This is a genomic window from Fimbriimonadales bacterium (genome assembly GCA_035559795.1).
Lineage (GTDB): Bacteria > Armatimonadota > Fimbriimonadia > Fimbriimonadales > ATM1 > DATMAR01.
Genome location: DATMAR010000013.1, coordinates 68,514 through 88,599 on the forward strand (window position 1 = coordinate 68,514; position 20,086 = coordinate 88,599).

General features: G+C 47.1%; 17 protein-coding genes and 2 tRNA genes. 8 read left to right on the top strand and 11 right to left on the bottom strand.

The genetic code is table 11. The annotated features are described in order from the left end of the window. Positions 1 to 63: 63 nt before the first annotated feature. A complete protein-coding gene (locus VNK96_10050) occupies positions 64 to 1,389 on the top strand; it encodes a hemolysin family protein (protein HWP32048.1) in 1,326 nt (441 codons plus the stop codon). Here the strand turns inward: VNK96_10050 and phoU are convergent. The 8 genes from phoU to VNK96_10090 form a co-directional block, all read right to left on the bottom strand. After that, a complete protein-coding gene (gene phoU, locus VNK96_10055; GenBank protein ID HWP32049.1) occupies positions 1,360 to 2,034 on the bottom strand; it encodes a phosphate signaling complex protein PhoU in 675 nt (224 codons plus the stop codon). The two genes, VNK96_10050 and phoU, sit on opposite strands and share 30 nt — an antisense overlap. Positions 2,035 to 2,140: 106 nt before the next feature. Continuing rightward, the gene (locus VNK96_10060; GenBank protein ID HWP32050.1) at positions 2,141 to 3,223 is read right to left on the bottom strand and encodes a hypothetical protein; all 1,083 of its coding nucleotides are present in this window, start codon (positions 3,221 to 3,223) and stop codon (positions 2,141 to 2,143) included. 103 nt (positions 3,224 to 3,326) lie between these two features. Continuing rightward, the gene (gene clpX, locus VNK96_10065; GenBank protein ID HWP32051.1) at positions 3,327 to 4,598 is read right to left on the bottom strand and encodes an ATP-dependent Clp protease ATP-binding subunit ClpX; all 1,272 of its coding nucleotides are present in this window, start codon (positions 4,596 to 4,598) and stop codon (positions 3,327 to 3,329) included. A gap of 32 nt (positions 4,599 to 4,630) precedes the next feature. Continuing rightward, complete coding sequence (gene clpP, locus VNK96_10070; protein HWP32052.1) at positions 4,631 to 5,218, bottom strand: ATP-dependent Clp endopeptidase proteolytic subunit ClpP; 588 nt, start codon at positions 5,216 to 5,218, stop codon at positions 4,631 to 4,633. Between the two features lie 61 nt (positions 5,219 to 5,279). Continuing rightward, on the bottom strand, positions 5,280 to 6,575 hold the full coding sequence (gene tig / locus VNK96_10075) for a trigger factor (GenBank protein HWP32053.1): 1,296 nt from the start codon (positions 6,573 to 6,575) through the stop codon (positions 5,280 to 5,282). 49 nt (positions 6,576 to 6,624) lie between these two features. Beyond that, a tRNA-Gly gene (locus tag VNK96_10080) sits at positions 6,625 to 6,699 on the bottom strand. Positions 6,700 to 7,120: 421 nt separating this feature from the next. Further along, positions 7,121 to 7,693, bottom strand: coding sequence for a hypothetical protein (locus VNK96_10085; GenBank protein HWP32054.1), 573 nt, complete (start codon positions 7,691 to 7,693; stop codon positions 7,121 to 7,123). Further along, positions 7,690 to 7,860 (bottom strand): hypothetical protein, encoded by a 171-nt coding sequence (locus VNK96_10090; GenBank protein HWP32055.1) that lies wholly within the window; start codon positions 7,858 to 7,860, stop codon positions 7,690 to 7,692. The genes VNK96_10085 and VNK96_10090 overlap by 4 nt, the downstream gene beginning before the upstream one ends. A 197-nt stretch (positions 7,861 to 8,057) precedes the next feature. Between VNK96_10090 and VNK96_10095 the strand changes: the two genes are divergently transcribed. Further along, positions 8,058 to 8,142: transfer RNA gene (locus tag VNK96_10095), tRNA-Leu, on the top strand. 98 nt (positions 8,143 to 8,240) lie between these two features. Here VNK96_10095 and VNK96_10100 read toward each other — a convergent pair. After that, entirely contained in the window at positions 8,241 to 8,657 is a 417-nt protein-coding gene (locus VNK96_10100) for a hypothetical protein (protein HWP32056.1), read from the bottom strand. Between the two features lie 177 nt (positions 8,658 to 8,834). Between VNK96_10100 and VNK96_10105 the strand changes: the two genes are divergently transcribed. Next, positions 8,835 to 10,850 (top strand): S8 family serine peptidase, encoded by a 2,016-nt coding sequence (locus VNK96_10105; protein ID HWP32057.1) that lies wholly within the window; start codon positions 8,835 to 8,837, stop codon positions 10,848 to 10,850. 254 nt (positions 10,851 to 11,104) lie between these two features. After that, complete coding sequence (locus tag VNK96_10110) at positions 11,105 to 11,617, top strand: GNAT family N-acetyltransferase (GenBank protein ID HWP32058.1); 513 nt, start codon at positions 11,105 to 11,107, stop codon at positions 11,615 to 11,617. 269 nt (positions 11,618 to 11,886) lie between these two features. On the opposite strand, the gene VNK96_10115 is transcribed toward VNK96_10110, so the two are convergent. Beyond that, positions 11,887 to 12,552 (bottom strand): dienelactone hydrolase family protein, encoded by a 666-nt coding sequence (locus tag VNK96_10115; GenBank protein HWP32059.1) that lies wholly within the window; start codon positions 12,550 to 12,552, stop codon positions 11,887 to 11,889. 423 nt (positions 12,553 to 12,975) lie between these two features. Here VNK96_10115 and VNK96_10120 point away from each other — a divergent pair, with 423 nt between their 5' ends. After that, positions 12,976 to 14,097 carry a hypothetical protein gene (locus VNK96_10120; GenBank protein HWP32060.1) on the top strand — a complete coding sequence of 374 codons (1,122 nt, stop codon included), beginning with the start codon at positions 12,976 to 12,978 and terminating at the stop codon, positions 14,095 to 14,097. 20 nt (positions 14,098 to 14,117) lie between these two features. Continuing rightward, a complete protein-coding gene (locus tag VNK96_10125; GenBank protein ID HWP32061.1) occupies positions 14,118 to 14,786 on the top strand; it encodes a response regulator transcription factor in 669 nt (222 codons plus the stop codon). 57 nt (positions 14,787 to 14,843) lie between these two features. Here VNK96_10125 and VNK96_10130 read toward each other — a convergent pair whose 3' ends face one another. Continuing rightward, positions 14,844 to 15,350 carry a hypothetical protein gene (locus VNK96_10130; protein ID HWP32062.1) on the bottom strand — a complete coding sequence of 169 codons (507 nt, stop codon included), beginning with the start codon at positions 15,348 to 15,350 and terminating at the stop codon, positions 14,844 to 14,846. Between the two features lie 268 nt (positions 15,351 to 15,618). Between VNK96_10130 and VNK96_10135 the strand changes: the two genes are divergently transcribed. Then, a complete protein-coding gene (locus VNK96_10135; GenBank protein HWP32063.1) occupies positions 15,619 to 16,950 on the top strand; it encodes a hypothetical protein in 1,332 nt (443 codons plus the stop codon). Between the two features lie 64 nt (positions 16,951 to 17,014). Then, positions 17,015 to 20,038, top strand: a complete 3,024-nt coding sequence (locus VNK96_10140) for a BTAD domain-containing putative transcriptional regulator (protein HWP32064.1) — start codon at positions 17,015 to 17,017, stop codon at positions 20,036 to 20,038. The last annotated feature ends 48 nt before the right edge of the window (positions 20,039 to 20,086 follow it).

Genomic DNA, 20,086 nt, shown 5'->3' on the forward strand with positions numbered 1-20,086 from the left:
AGATTCGAAGGACATCGCGCGAGTCAGAGCCTTGTCCTTTTGCGATAGAATGATAAAAAACCAATGGAGTCCGAGCTTTGGACCTGGCTACTGATTGCCGCTCTCGTCTTTATCAATGGGTTTTTCGTTAGCGCCGAGTATGCGCTCGTTGGCGCGAGGAAGTCCCGAATTCAAGTTTTAGCCAAGCGCGGGAAAAAGAATGCCCAAAGGGTCGTCGAAGCCTTGGAAAACCTGCCCTGGTATATCGCTGGCATCCAAATTGGGATTACCATGGCGGGAATCGGATTAGGTGCCATAGGAGAACAGCGGCTTGCGGACAGCCTCCGCCCCTTTTTCTCTGGTGCTGGTTTGCACATCTTAGCGAGCGCGATTTCATTTTTGCTCGTTACTTTTTTGCTGGTCGTTTTGGGAGAACTCGTTCCGAAATATCTCACGATTAGAAATTGTGACCGCTTTGCTTTGCTTCTGATTTATCCGCTCAATGCTTTATTGATGGTTTTGGCTCCTTTAACGGTTTTTTTAGAAGGTGCAGGGTATTGGATTCTAAGACCATTCGGAATCGATATGCGCAAAGAGCGCCCCCCCATAGCGGCGAAGGAAGAACTCGCGGCAATCGTGCAGGAAGTCAGTACACAAGGAGTTATCGAAGAAAAACACGCCCGCTTCATTACGAAACTTCTGCAACTCACGGAATTAAAAGCGAGCGACATCATGATTCCGCGCGTGGATATCGTTGCCATTGACGTCGATACCCCACCCTCTGAATTGGCGAAATTCTTAGGCAATCAGAGTCATACGCGTTTGCTTGCATGCGAAGACAACGATTTGGACGAAGTCGTCGGTGTTTTGCATCTCCAGGATGCAATGAAAGTCATTGCAGGCGAAGCCAAAGATATTCGTTCCGTTCTTCGTCCTGCGATATTCGTCCCCCCCAATCTTTCTTTGGACAAACTCGTTGACCGAATGCGTGAAGAAAGAGCACAAATGCTCGTAGTGCGCGACGAGCACGGTGGCACAGCAGGTCTTTTGACTTTGGAGGACATCGTCGAGGAAATCTTCGGAGAACTCGACGACCAGGTGGAAAGTGCGCAACCTCGTATCTTTTGGCGCCCGGATAAACGGGTGACCATGAGGGGAGATGTGCGCACCGACGAGCTTATCGAATTTTTAGGTTGGGAAGAAAACCCATTGGAACGAGAAACGATTTCGACGATTATTCTCGAACAATTAGGACGAACACCGAAACTCGGCGACACTGTGCAAACACCGATAGGCATTCTTCGCGTGGATAATATGGCGAGGAATCGAATCACACGTGTTTCGTTGATTCCTTATCAAAAACCTCTATTGGGAACCGATTTAGAAACTCGCGCGACAAAAACGAACTAAATTTCCCGTCCGTACGAATTCCAAGCGCTCGACGATCGAAACTGCGCGGTCGCCTACGTATTCCAAATGATGCAACGCTTGAATGATTTTCAATCCTGCATCTACGAAATCGGGATTATTGCGAATCTTGTCTTTCACACTTCGACGTGCGCGTTTCCACAGTGCATCCACTTCTGCATCTTCGGCAATCACTTCTTCGGATAGCGCAGGATCGTCTTCTCGAAACGCTTTCAATGCTTTCAAAAGCATCCCGCGCGCTTTTTCTGAAAGTTCTGTTAACTCTTTTGCAGCGTCTGGAGGGATTTCGTCGGGGACGGTGATCGCTTTTTTTGCGATACTCACCGCATCGTCACCCACCCTCTCCAATTCGGAAGAAATGCCCATCACTGCGGCGATGAGTCGGACATCCTTTGCAACGGGGGCTTCCCGCGCGATGATGACGATGGCTGTAGAGTGGATTTCTAGTTCCATCCTATCCAAGATGCCATCGGAATCCACGACCTCTCGTGCGAGCGGGATATCCTTTTTTAGAACGGCCTTTACCGCATCGCCGACCATCCTTTCGGCACGCGAACCCATCTCCATGACCTGCTCGCGCAGGTCGGAAAGGAGTTCATCGAAGTGCTTTCTCGCCGGCTGAATCATAGAGATAGACTTGATAGTTATCGGTACGAATTAGACGCTGGTTAAGTTCGGTTTGCTTTTATAAATTTTACGTTATCGAATATTTTATTCTTTGAAATGAATAACTTTATGGACTTAGATTGATGGTCCATCCGTTTTCCTTGTTTTGCGGAGTTCCGACGAATAACCACTCCCCGGAGGTACTCGAGCCTAGAATTGCATACGCTCCTAAGTATTTCCAAGCCCAGTTCGTCAAATAGAACCGATACATTCGATATTCTCCATCGGGACGTTCGATGGAGACATAAAGAGAAGACCCATCCTTACCCCATGCCAAGTTATGCAATTTCCCCCTCTTTCGTTTTTCAGTTCCAGGGAGCGGGAATTTTTGCATCTCCTTGCGAACGTAGTCGAATAGGACGATGTTTTCTTCTGTGTCTTTTAGGATGAGCATGTTTTTCGATTTATCGTAAAGAAGGAACTTCAAGCGTTCTGGGAAAAAGGGAATTTCGATTTCTCCTACATGTTTTTGTTCGCCGTTATGAGCGATGAGAATGAGGTCGCATTTTCGAGTTAGGGGGGGCTTTTCGTCTGGCAGGAGTCGGGGAGCGATTAATACCGCGAGGTCTCTGTAGATTGTTTTTCTATCTCGTGCGGCGATGAGCGCTTCCATCTTTTCATCGAAGTAGGTCAACAATTGATTGAGAGGGAAATCCTCGTCCGAGACGGAGATATAAGAAATTCCAGAAAGCGGAGGAGCGTTTTCGAGCCATTTCCAGGTATCCGAATCGTGAATCAGGATGATTTGATAAACCGAGGGTGAATAGATAGAGTATACGTGGGAGGCTGGACCGCTGAGTTCACGTTTTGGAAGTTTTCCCATAAGAGACATCATTCTGGTTTGGGGCAGTGTATAGATGTGAGGCTTGCCGTTTATTCTGAATTCTATGAATTCTATATACTCGCTGAATTTTAACAGGACGCGAGTCAATTTCAAAGTGCCGCAACCGCTGTAAATCCCATTACCGTCTTCGGATACGATGAATCTCGTTTCAAAAGGGATAGGCGGGTACACCAATGCGCGAGGCATTCGGAGCTCTTCATAGGCAACTTTGCGAAGTCCCTCTTTCGATTCTATTTCGAGTTGAAGTCCGGGAAGTTTTATTTGCTGGACATCGGCAATCAAACAAAAATATAAGAGACAAAACATCTTTTTGCCCTAATCACTGTGGGGAAAGACTCGGTGACTACATTCGCTACATTATGTGTCACTAACAAAGGAAAAATAGAAAAGGGGAGAAGAAATAAAGGTTTTAACTCGCCTGTAACTCTTCTTCGCTTGGGTAAATAATCGGGGATGCCTTTTCCGATAGAACATTCGAAGGCACGATTACTCTTTCCACTCTTCCCCTACTCGGAACTTCGAACATCACATCCAACATGATGCTCTCGATAATCTGACGCAAGGCGCGTGCGCCTGTCCCTCTGCGCAGTGCTTCTTGCGCTATTTCTCGCAGTGCGCCTTCTTCGAAAATCAATTCCACGCCGTCAATAGCGAATAATTTTTGGAACTGTTTCACCAACGCGTTTCGAGGTTCTACAAGTATACGCATTAATGTGGCTTCGTCCAATTCGTACAAAGTCGAAATCACGGGCAAACGACCGATGAACTCCGGAATCAAACCGAACTTCAGCAAGTCTTCCGGCATCACTTCTTTCAGAATATCCTTTTTGCGCTCTTTTCGAGAACTCGGGGTAGAACGGAATCCGATCGTGCTTTCTCGTTTGCGCTGTAAAATAATTTCATCCAACCCTTCGAAAGCCCCACCGCATATAAAGAGAATGTTCGTGGTATCAATTTGAATGTATTCTTGATGCGGATGTTTTCGCCCCCCCGTAGGTGGAACGTTCGCAATTGTTCCTTCTAATATCTTCAAAAGTGCTTGCTGTACTCCCTCTCCGCTTACGTCGCGAGTAATGCTCGGGTTATCCGTCTTTCGCGCGATTTTGTCGATTTCGTCTACGTAAATGATTCCTCGTTGTGCCGCTTGAATGGGATTTTGACCGAACTCCCCTGTGTCCGCTGCCTGATAGAGTTTCAATAAAATATTTTCTACGTCTTCACCGACGTAGCCCGCTTCCGTAAGACTCGTTGCATCCGCAATCGCGAAGGGAACATTCAAAATTCTCGCCAAAGTTTGCGCAAGCAACGTCTTTCCACAACCAGTCGGACCAATGAGCAAGATGTTGCTTTTTTGGATATCAACATCGTCTGCTCGAGGCGTGGTCGAAATTCTTTTGTAATGGTTGTAAACAGCGACTGCGAGGGCTCGTTTTGCCGAATCTTGACCGACTACGTATTGGTCCAAATAAGCCACGATTTCCTTCGGTTTCGGAAGTGCGCTCAGAGCAGGTCGTTCTGGCGTTCGAACGATTGCATCTTCCTGTCCACTGCTACGGAGAATATCTGTGCAGAGGTCTATGCAGTCTTGGCAAACCCCACCGTAAAGACCTACGATAAGGCTTTTAACCTGCGCTTTCGGCTTGCCACAAAGAACACACTTATCTCTTAATTCCATTGCCATATTTATCTAAGTTATCTCTTTTTGTTTAGACGCTATTTACGTTGCCCGGGCTTCAAGACTACATCTACGATTCCGTATTCCTTCGCCTCTTCGGCAGACATAAAGAAGTCTCTTTCCGTATCCTTTTCGATTCGTTCGAGCGGTTGTCCGGTATGACGCGATAGAATTTCGTTGATCATCTTTTTATACCGCAGGATTTCTTCGGCTTGGATTTTGATATCCGTCGCTGTGCCTTGAAAGCCCCCCATAACTTGGTGAATCATCACCCTGGCATGCTCTAAGCATGCTCGCTTTCCTTTTGCGCCTCCAGCGAGCAACACCGCCCCCATGCTCGCTGCTTGTCCTACGCATGTGGTTGCGATATCGCATCTTATGTACTGCATAGCGTCGTAAATTGCCAAACCAGCACTCACCGAACCACCGGGAGAGTTGATGTAAAGTTCGATGTCTTTGTCAGGGTCTTCTTTCTCCAAGTACAAAAGTTGAGCGACTACGATATTAGCGATCTGGTCGTCTACGGGAAACCCCAGGAAAATGATGCGGTCCTTGAGTAGCCGGGAGTAAAGGTCATATGTCCTTTCACCTCGGGGTGTTTGTTCAATAACCCACGGAATACTCATGAAGCACTCCACATCGTTCGGATTTTCATTATCGGCGTTTTTTCTGTACATTCTTCCTGTTTCACGGTTCAATCTCCTGTATATTTGCGTGTTCTTGTAAATATTCTAATACTTTTTGCCGCATGGCGCGGAAACGGAGTTCGTCCATACGGTTCGTCCTCTGTAAAATGTTTAACGCATCCTGGGGGGAAATTTGATTCTCGTGGGCTATTTGCATGAGCGCTGTCTGTAAATCTTCCTGGGTCAATTTCATGTCGAGTTTTTTGAAAACCTCCGATACGAGCAAGGTGCGATGAACTTCCTCCTTGGCCGCCTCTCGAATCCTTTCTATCAACTCTTCCAGCGTTAGGTTGTTCTCTCGGGCGACGTCTTCCAGGGTTTTCCCAGCCCTCGAGGCATCCTCGGCTATCTGTTCAATTCTCTGCTCGGCTACGCTCTCCCACATATTATCGGGAGCAAATACCTTCGAACGCTGAAGAAGTTGGTCTAAAAGTTGCTCTTGGACGTAAGAGGTGTAAAAGGCTTCCTTTGCAGCCTTTATTCTTTCACGGACTTTTTCTCTCAATTCGTCTACTGATTGTGCTTGCAATTGCTGGGCGAATTCATCGGTCAACTCAGGCAACTCGGGTGCAGTCAAGGAGCGAATTTGAATCTGGCATCTGAGGGTTTTCCCCGCCCAATCCTTTTCTTGGAAGGATTCAGGGAAAGTCAGGTCTACTTGCTTTATGTCGTCCGTACTCATCCCTAAAAGAGCCTGGTCTAATTGTGGGAAGGTTTGTCCGACCACGGTCATGAACGTTCTCCCCTCTTCTTCCTCCTCCGGTTTTATGTTTACAATCGCGTAATCTCCCAGTTCTGCGCCGCGCTCTTGCACCTGCTTCGGCTTAGCCCGCTTCTTGCGTAATTCTTCGATTTGGGCTTCGACTTCCTCGTCGGTGACTTCGACCTTCGGCTTTTTAACTTCCAAACCTTCTATGTCACCTAATTCGACTTTTGGTGGAAGCGGCACCTTCACTTGGAATTGACAATGTCCGGTTTCCTCATCGAGAGTGAGTTCCTCGACTCTGGGTGCTCCATAAGGCTCGATCCCTTTCTCTTTCAGAACAGCACGATACGTAGAAGAAACGATTTCCTGTCTTGCCAATTCCTGAATGTATTCGGGGTTTGCGTATTGCTTTACGACATTCTTAGGGGCAGCACCGGGACGAAACCCGGGAATTCGGAGTCTTTTTGCTGCTTTTTTGTACGCCCTATCGAAGCCCTCTCGAACTTGTTCCTCTGAGCAGGTGACTTTGAGTAAAAGAGTGCACGGATTCAGTTCCTCCGTAACGACTTGCATTGTGGAAGTGGCATTCATTATAAGAAGTTGAAGAATACCCGTGGATACTGGGTAAGCGCGGTTGGTCTGGAGCGGGAGAAGGGATTTGAACCCTCGACCCTCTCGTTGGCAACGAGATGCTCTACCACTGAGCTACTCCCGCACTAAAGGTCATTAGAATTGTACCTAAAAGGGGTTATCGGCAATAGGCTTACCTCGAACCATCGTCGAGCCATCAGAATCTCCTCTCTGAGACACCAGACGTAGGTCTTTCATTCCATTAAAAATTTGTTTCTTCACAGGATTTATACTAAAACTTAGAAAACCTAATTCGAAGGTGAGGAAAAAGATGGCGTGGGAGAAAATGTGGCGGTGTAAGAAATGTGAGAATCTGAATTTCGATTACCAATCTACTTGCGCAGGTTGTGGTAAAAGCATGTCGGAAGTTTGGAAGGAAAGCGTTTACAAGTGCAAGCGGTGCGGTAATTTCGTGCACTCCTACAGTTGGGCTCTAGGCAAGTGTCCCGCGTGTGGTAAGGATTGAGGGCAAGTTTTAGCGAGTACTTATTCCATCCGCTCAGTTTTTAACTTCTTTTAACTTCAGAGAACGCTTTTTTTAATAGAGATGAAACCTTGAGTTTCGCCGCCCATCTTCGCATGTAATTTTTGTTTAGTTCATTCTCCCTTGTCTCCAAAATTCCTATAACGTCGTTCCATTGACGGTCGCTTGGGTGCATTTTTATCCAATCGAGTTTTCGTAAAACGATGTTTTCCGGAGCGAGGCAATTGATATACAACTTAGGCAGCAATTCGATTCTCTTTTTTCTCCTCATCTCCGATTTCGAGTAGGCATCCGTTCCAGCGAGAAAAACATCTATTTTGACAACTTCTTTCTTATGAATGATCTGAAATACTCTATATCGAGAATGCGATTTCAATGCCTCCCGTAATTCCTTTTCGTTCAGCAAATAGTCTTTCTCGAACGTGCTTATAAATTCATAGACACTCTTTTCATCCAGGGTGAGAACGATATCCAAATCATTCGTTTGTCTCGGAACTCCCCAAGCACTGCTCGCATACGACCCCCCCACGGCGTATTCTAAACCGAGGCGATGGATCTTGGAGAAGAAATCAACGAAAACATCTCGAATGCTCACTTCGCCTTCGATAACTTTCTTCGCTTCGCTCGTAAAGCGATTTCACGTCCGATTTCACTGAGTTCTATCGCCTTTCGCAAACGCTCGGCGGGGCTCATTCTCCGAATGCGGCGGAGCATTTCTTTATGCGCCCATTCCGACGTATCGAGTAAATCCGTTCTCCTCATAATCGAATGTTAGCAGATTGCCGAAGAATTCGTGCTCTTATTTTCAGCGGCATGCTATCTTTCATGAGCATGACTTCGAAAATCTTCGGCGCATTTTCTTCTTACGGGCAAATGTCGAAGTTCATGGTTGTCTCTATAAATCGAGGAAGAGTTCGTTGCGGGGTATAAATGAACCGTACAAAAACGTTTTATTCCTTGGGCGGGTGGCGGAACTGGTAGACGCGCTGGACTTAGGATCCAGTCCCGAAAGGGGTAAGGGTTCGAGTCCCTTCCTGCCCACCAAATCGTTGAAGAAATAAGAATTTTTTATGCCTCAAGAGTCTCTGCTATTGAGGCATTCATGCTTTGTGGGATAAAAATATCTACTGGGATAAGAATTTCTATTCACGCCTCTTTGCCATTTGTGGCAAAAACCATTTGGCGTTTTCCTCTTTTTCCAATTGTTTTGCGTACTCTTCGAGCAATCTTTTTGCGTCGGATTCGAAATGGTAACTCCCGTGCACTTCTCCCTGCCAAATCGTCTCGACCACCCACGAAGGCACAGGCAAAAATACAATTCTTTCCGGAGGTTCGACGCTGACGGTCAATATCGTAGCCGCAGACAATGGATCGGGAAAGATGAACTCGAAATGGACTTTAAAGGGTTCGTAACGCGTGGTTCCCACTTGCGGAGCGCCTTTAACTAACGCTTCACGAAAAATCCGCTCGTCGAATGTTCCTTCCTGAGGCGGATTTCCCTTCTTCAAAAACTCGAAAATCTCGAGTTTTTTCGAGGTCGCCCATTCGTTGAGGGTCATGCGTAAAGGTTACCTCTCTTCGCAAGAACTCCGATTTTCTTTAGTTTTCTTTCAGTTTCTGGCGAACTTACGGGCATTTGGCAAACGTCATGCAAATGAACTTCAGGGGCGAGTATCCTTTAGGAAAATTTCGTTTATGCCTTGGGATGCCCCTAGGAAAACGCGAGGAAGGACATTATGTACAAGAAACTCATCGCATTCATTCTCCTTTACACAATTTCTGTGCTTGGTTTCACCGCTTGGGCACAGAAAATCTATCTGAAATATGCAGAATTCGACCCACTCGTTTCCGTTCCGAGCGTCTCTTCGGAATTAGGAGCGCGCAAAACGACCCCTTGGGATACCTGGCACTTTTTGGTGCAATTCAAGGGGTACAAAACGCCGAGCGACGAAGCATATCTCGAATCCATCGGCGCTCGCATTGATGGTTATTTGCCGCATAACACTTTGATGGTCGAAACCACATGGATGAATTCCGAGCTTTTATCGAAGTGGAATCGCGTTCGCTGGATTGGAGCGATTCATCCTGCTTACAAGATCAGCAGTGAACTCGGAACTCGTCCGCTTTTCACGAAAGAACGAAAGGAAGAGGCCAAACGGGGACTTCATCGTATGACCGTCAGCCTTTTCGATAACGAGGATTTCGCGGATACAGTCAATGCAGCCCTCGGATTGGGACTCGAAGTGCTCGATATCGGAAGAATCGGTCCTGGTTATGTAATCGAAGTGCGCGGTACGCCTGCGCAAGCGAAACAATTGGCTTTTTTGGATGACGTGCTTTTTATAGACGAAGCCGACGAAGCCGTTTATCGCAATCAGGTCACCCGATGGGTCATTCAGTCGAACGTTACCGATTGGGTGCCGATTTGGGACCAAGGCGTAAAAGGCGATGGACAAATCGTCGGAATCATCGATGGATTACTCTATAAAAATCACGACGTCTTCCGTGACTTAGAAGGCGACCCCCCCGGTCCTGATCATAGAAAAATCGTTGCCTATTACAGCAGCGCTGGACAAAACGGTGGGGATTCTCACGGAACGCACACTTCGGGAACACTCGCTGGCGACCAAGAACCCGTTACAGGAAGCACATATCGAAACGGAATGGCTTACCATGCGAAGATCGTCTTCACTTGGTTAGGCGATATCACCGGTTCGAATCTCTATACGAAATTCGTGAATGCGCACAATGCAGGTGCTCGCGACCACAGCAATTCATGGGGTAACGATGGCACGACTGCCTACACGAATTGGTGCAAAGCGATTGATCAATATTCCTATGAATTCGAAGATGGTGTTGTCGCATTTGCTGTAACGAACCTGTCCACTCTGAAAACTCCGGAGAATGCTAAGAGTTGTTTGGCAGTCGGAAATACCTATCAAGCACCGAACCAATTTAAGGCGAATACTGGCGGAACTGGTCCAACTTCCGACGGTCGCCAGAAACCCGAGATTTGGGCACCCGGAACGGGAATCTATTCTGCCAAATCCGGTTCGACGAACGGTTGGACATCCATGACCGGAACATCTATGGCATGTCCTGCGATCACCGGAGCATGCGCGTTAGTGCGACAGTATTTCGCAGATGGTTTTGCAGACGACGGTAAGAAAGGAGGTCGTTCACATTCTGCGAGCGGCTCGTTGATTCGCGCGATGATCATGAACGGTGGCGTAGATATGACCGGTTTATCCGGTTATCCTGGCAATAAAGAAGGCTGGGGTCGTTTGCTGCTCGATGGCGTGCTTTGGTTCCGTGGTGAAACGCGCAAGTTGCTCTATGCGGATAAACGACATGCTCAAGGTGTCGGAACCGGTGAAGAGCATGTCTATAAGATGTATGTAACCGGCAACTCAGAGCCTTTGCGCATTACGATGACCTTTGCCGATTATCCTGCGCAAGTGAATGCTTCGTATGCGCCGATTAATGACATCAGCCTCGAGGTTATCGATCCTGACGGAATACTCTACTATGGTAACGACATAGACAAATCCGTAGGATTATCGAAAACCGGTGGTAGTCCTGATGTCAAAAATAGTACCGAGATGGTCATCCTCAACCCCCCCAAAACCGGCATGTATATCGTGAAGGTCAAAGGAGTTATCATCAATCAAGGAACGAAACAAGGCTATGCCGTGGTCGTAACCGGTGATGTAACGAAACCTTTGATGCCTGGATTAGGTGGTTGGAATTAATCTTTGGTTTCTTAGCCCGCACACCGAAACGTGTGCGGGCTTTTTGTTTTATTGTAGATGCTGTGCAAACAGGAATAGCATAAAGTTAGAAGGAGGGATGATTTTTAATTTTTAGCATTTCCAACTGATTTTTCGAACCTTACGGCATCCGAAATCGCGCCTTACCGCGCTCCTACATTCTCCTAAATGCGGCGAGGTTCTAAGGAGCAAGCGGTGAACCTTTAAATAAGGTTCATAATTGTCATAAGAAAGTCATGCTGCCAAAAGAAACTTCGGAAAGTGTAGTTCGTCCTTATGAAACAAACGATGCAGATGCTGTTTGCAGTGTCATTAAAACCGTTTTCGAAGAATTCGGATTTCCTTGGCTTCCCAATAGCGCCAATCGCGATTGTTATGCCATAGAAAAGCACTATCATGAAAGGGGGGGTGGATTCTGGGTCGTGGAAGTAAACGGAGAAGTCGTTGGGACTTGCGGATACATTCCGCATGATAACAAACGATGTGAGTTGCTCCGAATGTATTTGCTTCCCCAGTTTCGGGGGCAAGGATTGGGGAAGAAAATTTTTAACGCCGTTGCAAAGGATGCATTTTCTCGTGGGTTTTTGGAAATGGAAATTTGGTCCGACAAGGTTCTTATAACCGCGCATAACTTCTACCGCTCGATAGGTGCGATTCCCATCGGTGAACGCGTTTGTAAAGATTCCGATTCAGGAGAACGATGGGAAGAGTGGGGGTTTTTGTTGGATTTGAAAGATTATCTACGGTAGGAATGAGAGTAGCGTAAATTGAAATAGAGTGCAAGTATCTTGTTGTTGTCTCGAACTACAATTGAAACTGTGAATTATGCATTGATGTTCTATCGTTGGGATTATGTCAAAATCTTATGAACTATTTCGATTTTTATGAAAAACGGTTCCCCTTGCGAAGCAGGAAGAGCCTTAAGGAGGGGGTCAAAAAAATCGCGCCTTACGGCGCTCCTACAGATTCACATACTGTAAATTTCTTACAACAAAGAAACTCACAAACGCAACTGTTTTTATAAATGCGCTCGGAAAAAGGCGAGCATTCTTTTCCAAGTGTCTTCTGCAGCTTCGCGATTATATACTTCCGGACGATCGTCGTTGAAAAACGCATGGTCCGTATTGGGATAAATAATAAATTCGTGTTCTTTCCCTAAATCCGTAAGTTTTTTATCCAGAGCATCCACGACATCGCGATTTACATATGCATCTCTTTCTGCGAAAAACCCTAAAACGGGAGCTTGCAGTTTTTCGAACTGGGGATTAAAGTTCGGATGAATTCCATAGTAATCCACACAGGCGCCGATTTGCGGATTGACAGTCGCTGCATAAAGAGCCAATTGCCCCCCCATACAAAAGCCTACGATTCCTACTTTATCACCTTCTGTCGCTTCGTCATGCAATAATCTTACGATTGCTCCCCGCAAAGCCTTTTCGGTTTCCACAACGTTCAGCGCCATCATAAGTTTTCCTGCAGTATCGGGGTCGGATGCTGTTTTTCCCTTGTAAAGGTCAGGGGCTAACGCTGTAAATCCTTCCTCAGCGAAGCGGTCGCAGACATTTTTTATATGACCCACTAAACCCCACCACTCTTGTATCACGATAACTCCAGGACCTTTTCCTTTCGCAGAACGTGCAAGATATCCTTGCCACTCCATACCGTTTCCCATGAATGAAATCATTTCTCCACGCATGCTGGCTATTATGACGAAAAAGTTAAGATTAAATGTCCATTAGTGAAAACGGAAATTTTTCCTCGGTATCGAAAAAAAGAATGAATTACAGAATCATCGTGAAACCAAAATAGGGGTCGGCGGGCAAAACCGACCCCTTGGGGAGGGAATGACCGTCCGAGGGCTGGACGGTATCCATGCTTGTTTGCTTTAGGGCGAGGCAAAAGATGGCTAAAAAGCTCTCTTGCGTTGCTTTGATTACCTTTTTCCGCTTTTTATAAAGTCCATTCCCGTAGGAGTGCGAGACCTGACCAAAGTTTTCAAAAAAACGAGGACGTTTACTTGCTGAAAAAATGCCAGGATATCACTCGAACGTGCTAAACTCTTAGAAATCTCCAAGGCTTGGTTCTTTTCCCAATTCGGGTGCAATTCGTGGGTACTGCATATACTCCGGGGTTAACGGTAAGTCCGAACGTAGTCGTTCGGAAGGTTCGCCGTTTGCCAATGAAAGGGGAAGTGCTCGTGAAAGAAGGGATGGAAGTCGAGCCGAATACAATCGTGGCGAGGACCTTTTTGCCGGGACATTTACAAACGGTGAAGGTCGCAGAAAAACTCGGTGTAGAACCCAAAGAGGTCCCTTCCTTGTTGAAGGTAAAGATTGGTGATACCGTAAACGTCGGCGACCTAATTGCTGAATCGAAGGGGATTTTCGGATTGTTCAAAGGGCAGGTGTACAGTGAATATGCGGGCACCGTGGAAGCAGTCTCCGAAGTGAGCGGGCACGTACTAATTCGAGAGGCACCGATTCCTGTAGAAATTAATGCTTACATTCGTGGACGTGTGGTCGAAGTGATAGAAAATGAAGGAGCGGTTATCGAAGCGCAAGGTGCATTGATTCAAGGCATTTTCGGTATAGGTGGAGAGCGTGTAGGGAGAATCCGCGTAGCGGTTTCTTCTCCTGACGAAGTACTCGACATCAAACATATCCAACCCGATGACACAGGAAAAATCCTTATCGGTGGTTCAGGAATCACTTTGGAAGCGATTCGAGAAGCAGAGAAAAGAAACGTCGTCGGCTTGGTTGCTGGCGCGGTGCGCGATGATGTGATTACTCAGTACTTGGGTTATGAAATCGGTGTTGCAATCACAGGTCAAGAGCCTATTCCGCTGACGATCGTTATTACAGAAGGCTTCGGACAATTAGCAATGGCACAACGAACTTTTAATTTATTCAAACAATTGGAAGGGCGTGAGGCGAGTATCAACGGAGCAACACAAATCCGTGCCGGGGTCATTCGACCGGAGGTCATCGTGCCTCTCGAAGAAACCATCGGTACGAAAACTGAACAAACGGAGGTGAGCACATTGGAAATTGGAACCCCGATTCGTGTGATTCGAGAGCCTTATTTCGGAGAATTAGGTGTGGTGGTCGAATTACCTCCCGAACTTCAGGTGATTGATTCCGGCTCTGAGGTTCGTGTGTTAAAAGCGAAATTAACGGACGGAAGAATCGTGACGGTTCCGCGCGCGAATGTAGAAATCATTGCATCGTAAATAAAGAGGAGAAGACGAAAATGCGAATTCTCGTTGTAGACGACGAACCTTTGCTTTTAGAAACCGTTTCGCACCGCTTGACTAAAGACGGCTACACCGTGCTCACCTCTAAAACTGCCGAAGATGCTCTCAAGAAGATAAGACTACAAAGACCGGATTTAGTGATTCTGGATGTCATGCTTCCTGGACGTTCCGGATTCGAACTTTCCCAAACGATTCGTGAAGAAAGCAACATTCCGATTTTGTTTTTATCCGCACGGGTCGGCTCAGAGGACCGTTTGAAAGGTTTCGAAGTGGGGGGGGACGATTATTTGACGAAGCCCTTTAATCTTTCTGAACTCTCGGCGAGAGTCCGCGCGATTCTGAGAAGAGTGAAGGTTCTCCCGGAAAAGAAACGAATAGAAACAGGTGGTTTGTCTATCGATTCCGAGCGGCAAGAAGTCATCTGCAACGGAAAAAAATTAGAACTTCGCCCGAAAGAATTCGCCTTGCTGCTACTTTTAGCCTCCAATCCGGGAAAAGTTTTCACGCGGAAAACGCTTCTTGCTCGAGTGTGGGGCGAGAACATAACCTTTACCACGAGAACCGTGGACGTTCATATCAGTTGGCTGCGGAAACGATTAGAGAAAGAGGCAGGAAGTCCTCAGCGAATCTTCACGGTTAGAAATGTAGGATATAAATTCGAATAGCGATAAAGATTATTTCGGACGCTTACTTGAGCGATAAAATTACCTGAGCAACAAAATTTAAAAAATAAAGATGTCGATCTGAGACGGGTCGAGAGTCCCCCCCCTCATTAGCCAAACCGGTTCAGGGATAATAAAAAGCCTTCGCTTCGTCTCTCGTTGAAATTCGAGTTCCGCAGGTCCGTCGTAGTTAAAGCGAATGCCGCGAAAGGTCAAATCTGTAGTGAGTCGGCATTTGGCAATCGCAGAATCACCAGAAATTTCGATAGAGTTCACTTTGATTTCGAGTTTCGTTATTTTTGCTTCGCGGATGAACCGGCTCACCTCGTAACGCGGGTTCGGAACCTCTTCGCTGTAGGGTTCGGGCAGACGAAATTGATTAGATAACCTTTCTAATACTCCGCCTGGGCGGTGCTCCAGGCTCGCTTTGCGCATTTCTTCGATGGCTTCGCGAATTTGTGCCTCGTCGTTCGGTTTCATTAGAATCAGCACCACATTCACCGCAAGAACGAGGAGTATACAAATCCCGCCGATAACAAGCGCCCAAAAAACCGGTGACTTCTTCATAATCCTTTTCGATTATACGCAGATTTTTTGGTAGAAGTCTCCTTTACTCGTTGTGTCGAGAAGGAGAAATTCAGAACAATGTCGACCTTCGTCACTGCCGCCATGAATTGCCCCCCCTTGTAGCAGGCTTGTGAGGGGATGGAGGGATAGAAGCAGACCGTCACAGAAACGTCACAACAATCTGTGACGGTTCCGTGATTCCTTATAAATTTTAATATCTCCTAAAAGGCGCAAATCGGAAATCCTTGCGCCGAAATAGGAGAAGAAAATGACGAAACTATGCTCGATACTTTTAGCAATCGGCTTTGCGCTCGCTGCGCAAGCCGCTCCACTTCGGTATTCCAGTGGAGGAGTTCATGACGACGCGGGTTGGGCTGTTACGACAAACCCAGGGAATGGCGACATCTATGTAACCGGGACAGCATATGCGGGAGCTGCGCAACTCAACGATATGTGCTTGGTGAAATACAACGCGAATGGTGTCTTTCAGTGGGCAAGAAGGTTCGGCCGACCCGGGCAGAACGACGAAGCACTCGATGTGGCAATTTCTCCCGTGAACGGAGAAATCTACGTAACAGGTTACGTCAGGGACACAGTAACCGGTATTGCAGCCGTAGCGACCCTGCATTTCACCCCCAATGGCGCTTTGGTAGGTCAACATGCATTCGCAGGGCTTATGCAAGGTGACCATATCGGGCAAGAGATAGGGTTCGATATGTTCGGTGGAGTCTATGTTCGCGGACTGGCAACTAATGCGGGAACAGGAAAGGATTTCCTGCTCATAAAGTATAACCCTGGTCTATCACCATTGTGGGTTAAATTTTGGGATGGAGCGAATGGCGACGACATTTCCAGCGCGATGGAAGTAACCCCTAATGGAGTTTACATCGTCGGGAAGTCAACCAACCCTGCGGATGTCGATGGAATTGCCCTTCGCTACACTTTAGGCGGTGTTCTGGCAAACACTCGGTATGTGATCGGTGTAGCCGGTGGTAACGATGAGATCAACGACATCGCTGTCGCTCCTGGCGGTGGTGATGTGCTGATTACGAGTACACGCTCGCGTGGACCAGCAGCAAGCGACATGCAAATAACTACCATGCGTTGGTCCGGTAATTTCGGTGCAACCATGTGGGTTCATAACTTTAACCTCTTTCCTGGAAATTCGCTTGATCTAGCGAAAAAGGTCAAGGTAAGTCCAATAGGGGTTGTCGTTGCTGGTTCCTCGCAAAATCAAAACTTCCTCACGGACATCGTATGCTATCAGCTCAATCCATCCACAGGAGGGATTGTCGGATTGCAAGTTACCAACTTTCCGGGAGAGGATTTAGCTGTTGACCTCGCTGTAGACCCTGCCGGCCCGATATATGTAACCGGTGTAGACGATGCTACCGGCTATCCTAAGTATTTAACCCTCCGAATAGATGGTGGATTAATTACTTGGGTATCGGCTTACGGTAATGCCGGGCAAGACGTCCCCAGTGAACTTACTCTGAACATGAACGTGATGCCCGTAGTCACCGGTCGCTCCTATGACCCGGCATCAGGTTTCGATATCTTGACCCTCCGTATCGACCCAGCGACAGGGATGGTTTTATAACTCCCATAACGAAAAGGAGAAAAGGGGGCGCTCACAGCGAAAACCCCTGTGATAATATGAAAATGTGGGCGTCCCTTCCTTTCAAAAAGAAGGCGTCGAACCGTGGAAAATAGAACTACTCGGGACGTTCAATGTCTCGCGTTTAGGGTTCAAGCCTCGTTTTCGAACGCGCAAAACCGCGGGTGTTTTGGCGTACCTCGCGTATTATTGCGGCAAGCCGATATCCAAAGAACTTTTAGCCGAGTGTTTTTGGCCCGATGCAAATGCCGACCAAAGTCGTCACTCGTTGCGAATGGCTCTTTACGATATACGAAGCGCCTTAACTGTAGCGGACATTCCTATAGACTCTCTTTTAGTTACTTCTCGCAACACTTGCGAAATTCTTCCCGAATTCGTGGAAGTAGATGTTCTGAAATTCCGAAAGCATCTCGACGAAGCGCAAACTTCGAAGTCCGATCACGAACGCGCTTGCTTTTTGCAATCGGCAATAGAGATTTATCAAGGCCCGCTTCTTTCTGGTTTTACGGAGAGTTGGGTACTTCCGCAAATGTTGGAACTGGAAGAAAGTTATGCGCAGGCGGTTTCTCGGTTATCGGATTTGCTTTCGCAACGGGGCGATGGGGAAGTGGCAGCGAAAATGCTCAAGCGCGCAATGGCACTTTGCAGTTTTCGAGAGGATTTGCATATTGCGTTGATTCGCACTTATGTGCAGGCAGGCAAAACGAGCGCAGCGATCCAACAATACGAGGTTTTGGAAAAAATGCTGGATGAAGAGTGGGGAGAATTGCCTTCTTCTGAGGCAACCGAGCTTTTGGAGTCATTGCCGAAGAAATATGGCGATACATTAGCCCCCCTCGAAGAAAAAATTGTGACGCCTGTTTTTCACAGCATCGAAAGAGAACGAACGGAACTCGAACAAAGCGTCTTTTATGGGAGGCAAAAGGAACTCGAAGAACTGACATCGCTTTTACAACCGGGGGGGGATTCTCGTTTGGTAACTCTGGTGGGAATCGGCGGCAGCGGAAAGACGCGGCTTGCGCAAAAAGCCCTTTCCAACTTGATTTCTGCTTACGAAAATCGCGCTTGGTTGATTCCTCTCGTTTCTGTTCGCGTTGCGAAGCACTTGCCCGACATCATCTTGATGACATTGCATAAAAGTTCGAGGTCTGGACAAGAGCCTTTCGAGGAAGTCATGAACCTACTCGGCGAGAAACCAGCATTATTGGTGCTGGACAATTTAGAACAATTGCTGCCGGTATGCGCGCAAACGGTTCACGCGCTTCTCGAAAGATGCAAAGGACTTTCAATACTCGTTACGTCGCGCATCCCCACCGGCATTTCCGGTGAACGCATTTTGACTGTTCGCTCATTAGAGTTGCCGAAAGATTGGCGTGATTTGAACGAACTCAGAACGAATCCATGCGTTATGCTCCTTCTTCATAGCGCGCAATCCGTGAGACCGGGATTCGATGTAACTGCAGCAAATGCGCGCAGTGTTTACGAAATTTGCGTACGCCTCGAAGGAATTCCATTGGCAATAGAATTGGCAGCAATGAAGTTGGCAACAAAAAGCCCTGCGCAAGTATTAGGTTCCATAGGACGCAGAGTAGATCTCAGCACAACGAGCCTCGATTTCCCGGAAAGACACCGTAGTTTGCGTGAAGTAATTCGATGGAGTTACGAATTGTTGGAAGACGAAGATAGAATTGCGTTTACGAAACTTTCCCTATGCGACGACGGGTTCGAGTCCGATTTAGCAGAGGCATTACTCGGAGACAGGGCAGAGGAACGAATCAGGAATTTATTGCAATTCGGTTTAGTGAATTGGGTCGAAACGGAAGAGTATCTGCGATTTTCGATCTTGGAAACCGTACGTGAACTCGTTTATGAGAGACTCCTCGAAGACGAAAGCATAAAACGGGATGCGGAAAAGAAGCATTTCGATTTCTTTTTGAATCTTTGTACGAATGCGAAAAAGGAGGATATCAACTCCTGGGTTTCTCGAATAGATAGGGAACAAGCGAACATCTTAGTGGCGTTGGCAGTTGCGCAATCCGCAGAAATCGATGCAGAAGAAGCTTGGCGTTTCGCATTCGGATTGCAAGAGTATATTTGGCGGCGAGGGAGATTTCGTATTTGGGTAGAACCTCTCGAGCATTTGTTGGAAGCGACACACAATAGACTTTCGTCAGAAACCGCGACAACAGCACATTCTCTCATTGGAAAAGTGCATTACGGTTTACGCGATATCGAGGCGTCCTATCAGCATTATCGCATTTCGGCAGAAATGGCAGAAACGACGAAAAACATCCCACTCATCGTGCAAGCGCGTACGGACCTGTGCGTTCCCTCTATTCTTCTGGGACTTTTCGAGGAAGGGAAGAAGAGCTTGAAACAGACTCTTACTCTTCTCGACACCTCGAAAGATGCGCGACTGTGTTCGGTATGTGAATTGAATCTTGGTTGGTTAACTTATTATAGTGGGGATGAGGGGGGGTCTGAAGATTATTTCAGAAAAGCACTCGAAAGCGCAGAGCGTAGTGACGAAGATAGCGCTAAAGCCGAGGCATTAGTCGGTATAGCTTGCGCTATTAGCAAAGAAAAATACGAAGAAGCACGGTCTCATTTCGAAAAAGCCCTCGAAATTTTCGAGAAGAGGGGCTACCCCGAGCGAATCGCACATTGCTCTTATCAGCGAGCGTTGACGGAATATCGAAATAGCAATTTCGAAGGAGCGCTCTTTTATCTATACAAATCGCTTCGTGTTTTTACGGAAAACGGAGTGCGCCTCGGTCAACATCCTCTAACCGTCGCCGGCATCGTTCTTTCGGGAAAAGACCTTTTCGAAGAAGCCGTCGCCTGTTGGAAACGCGCGGAAGCAACACGAGAGCGCTATGGCTTAATCATGATGCCGGTCATTCAAGAAGACTATGAACGTGAATTCGCTCGTGCTCTCGACTCTTTGAACGAGGAGCAAATCCACAACGCGGAATCTTTCGGCACTCGCGCATCAGACGAAAAGTTGGTAGATTTTCTATTTCGAAAAGAAAAAATTCCCTCTCCAGTGTCGGCGAAAGATGTGCTTTAGATTTAATAGCACTTAGTAGAAGTGCCGAAAGGTGTGATTTCTGGCTTC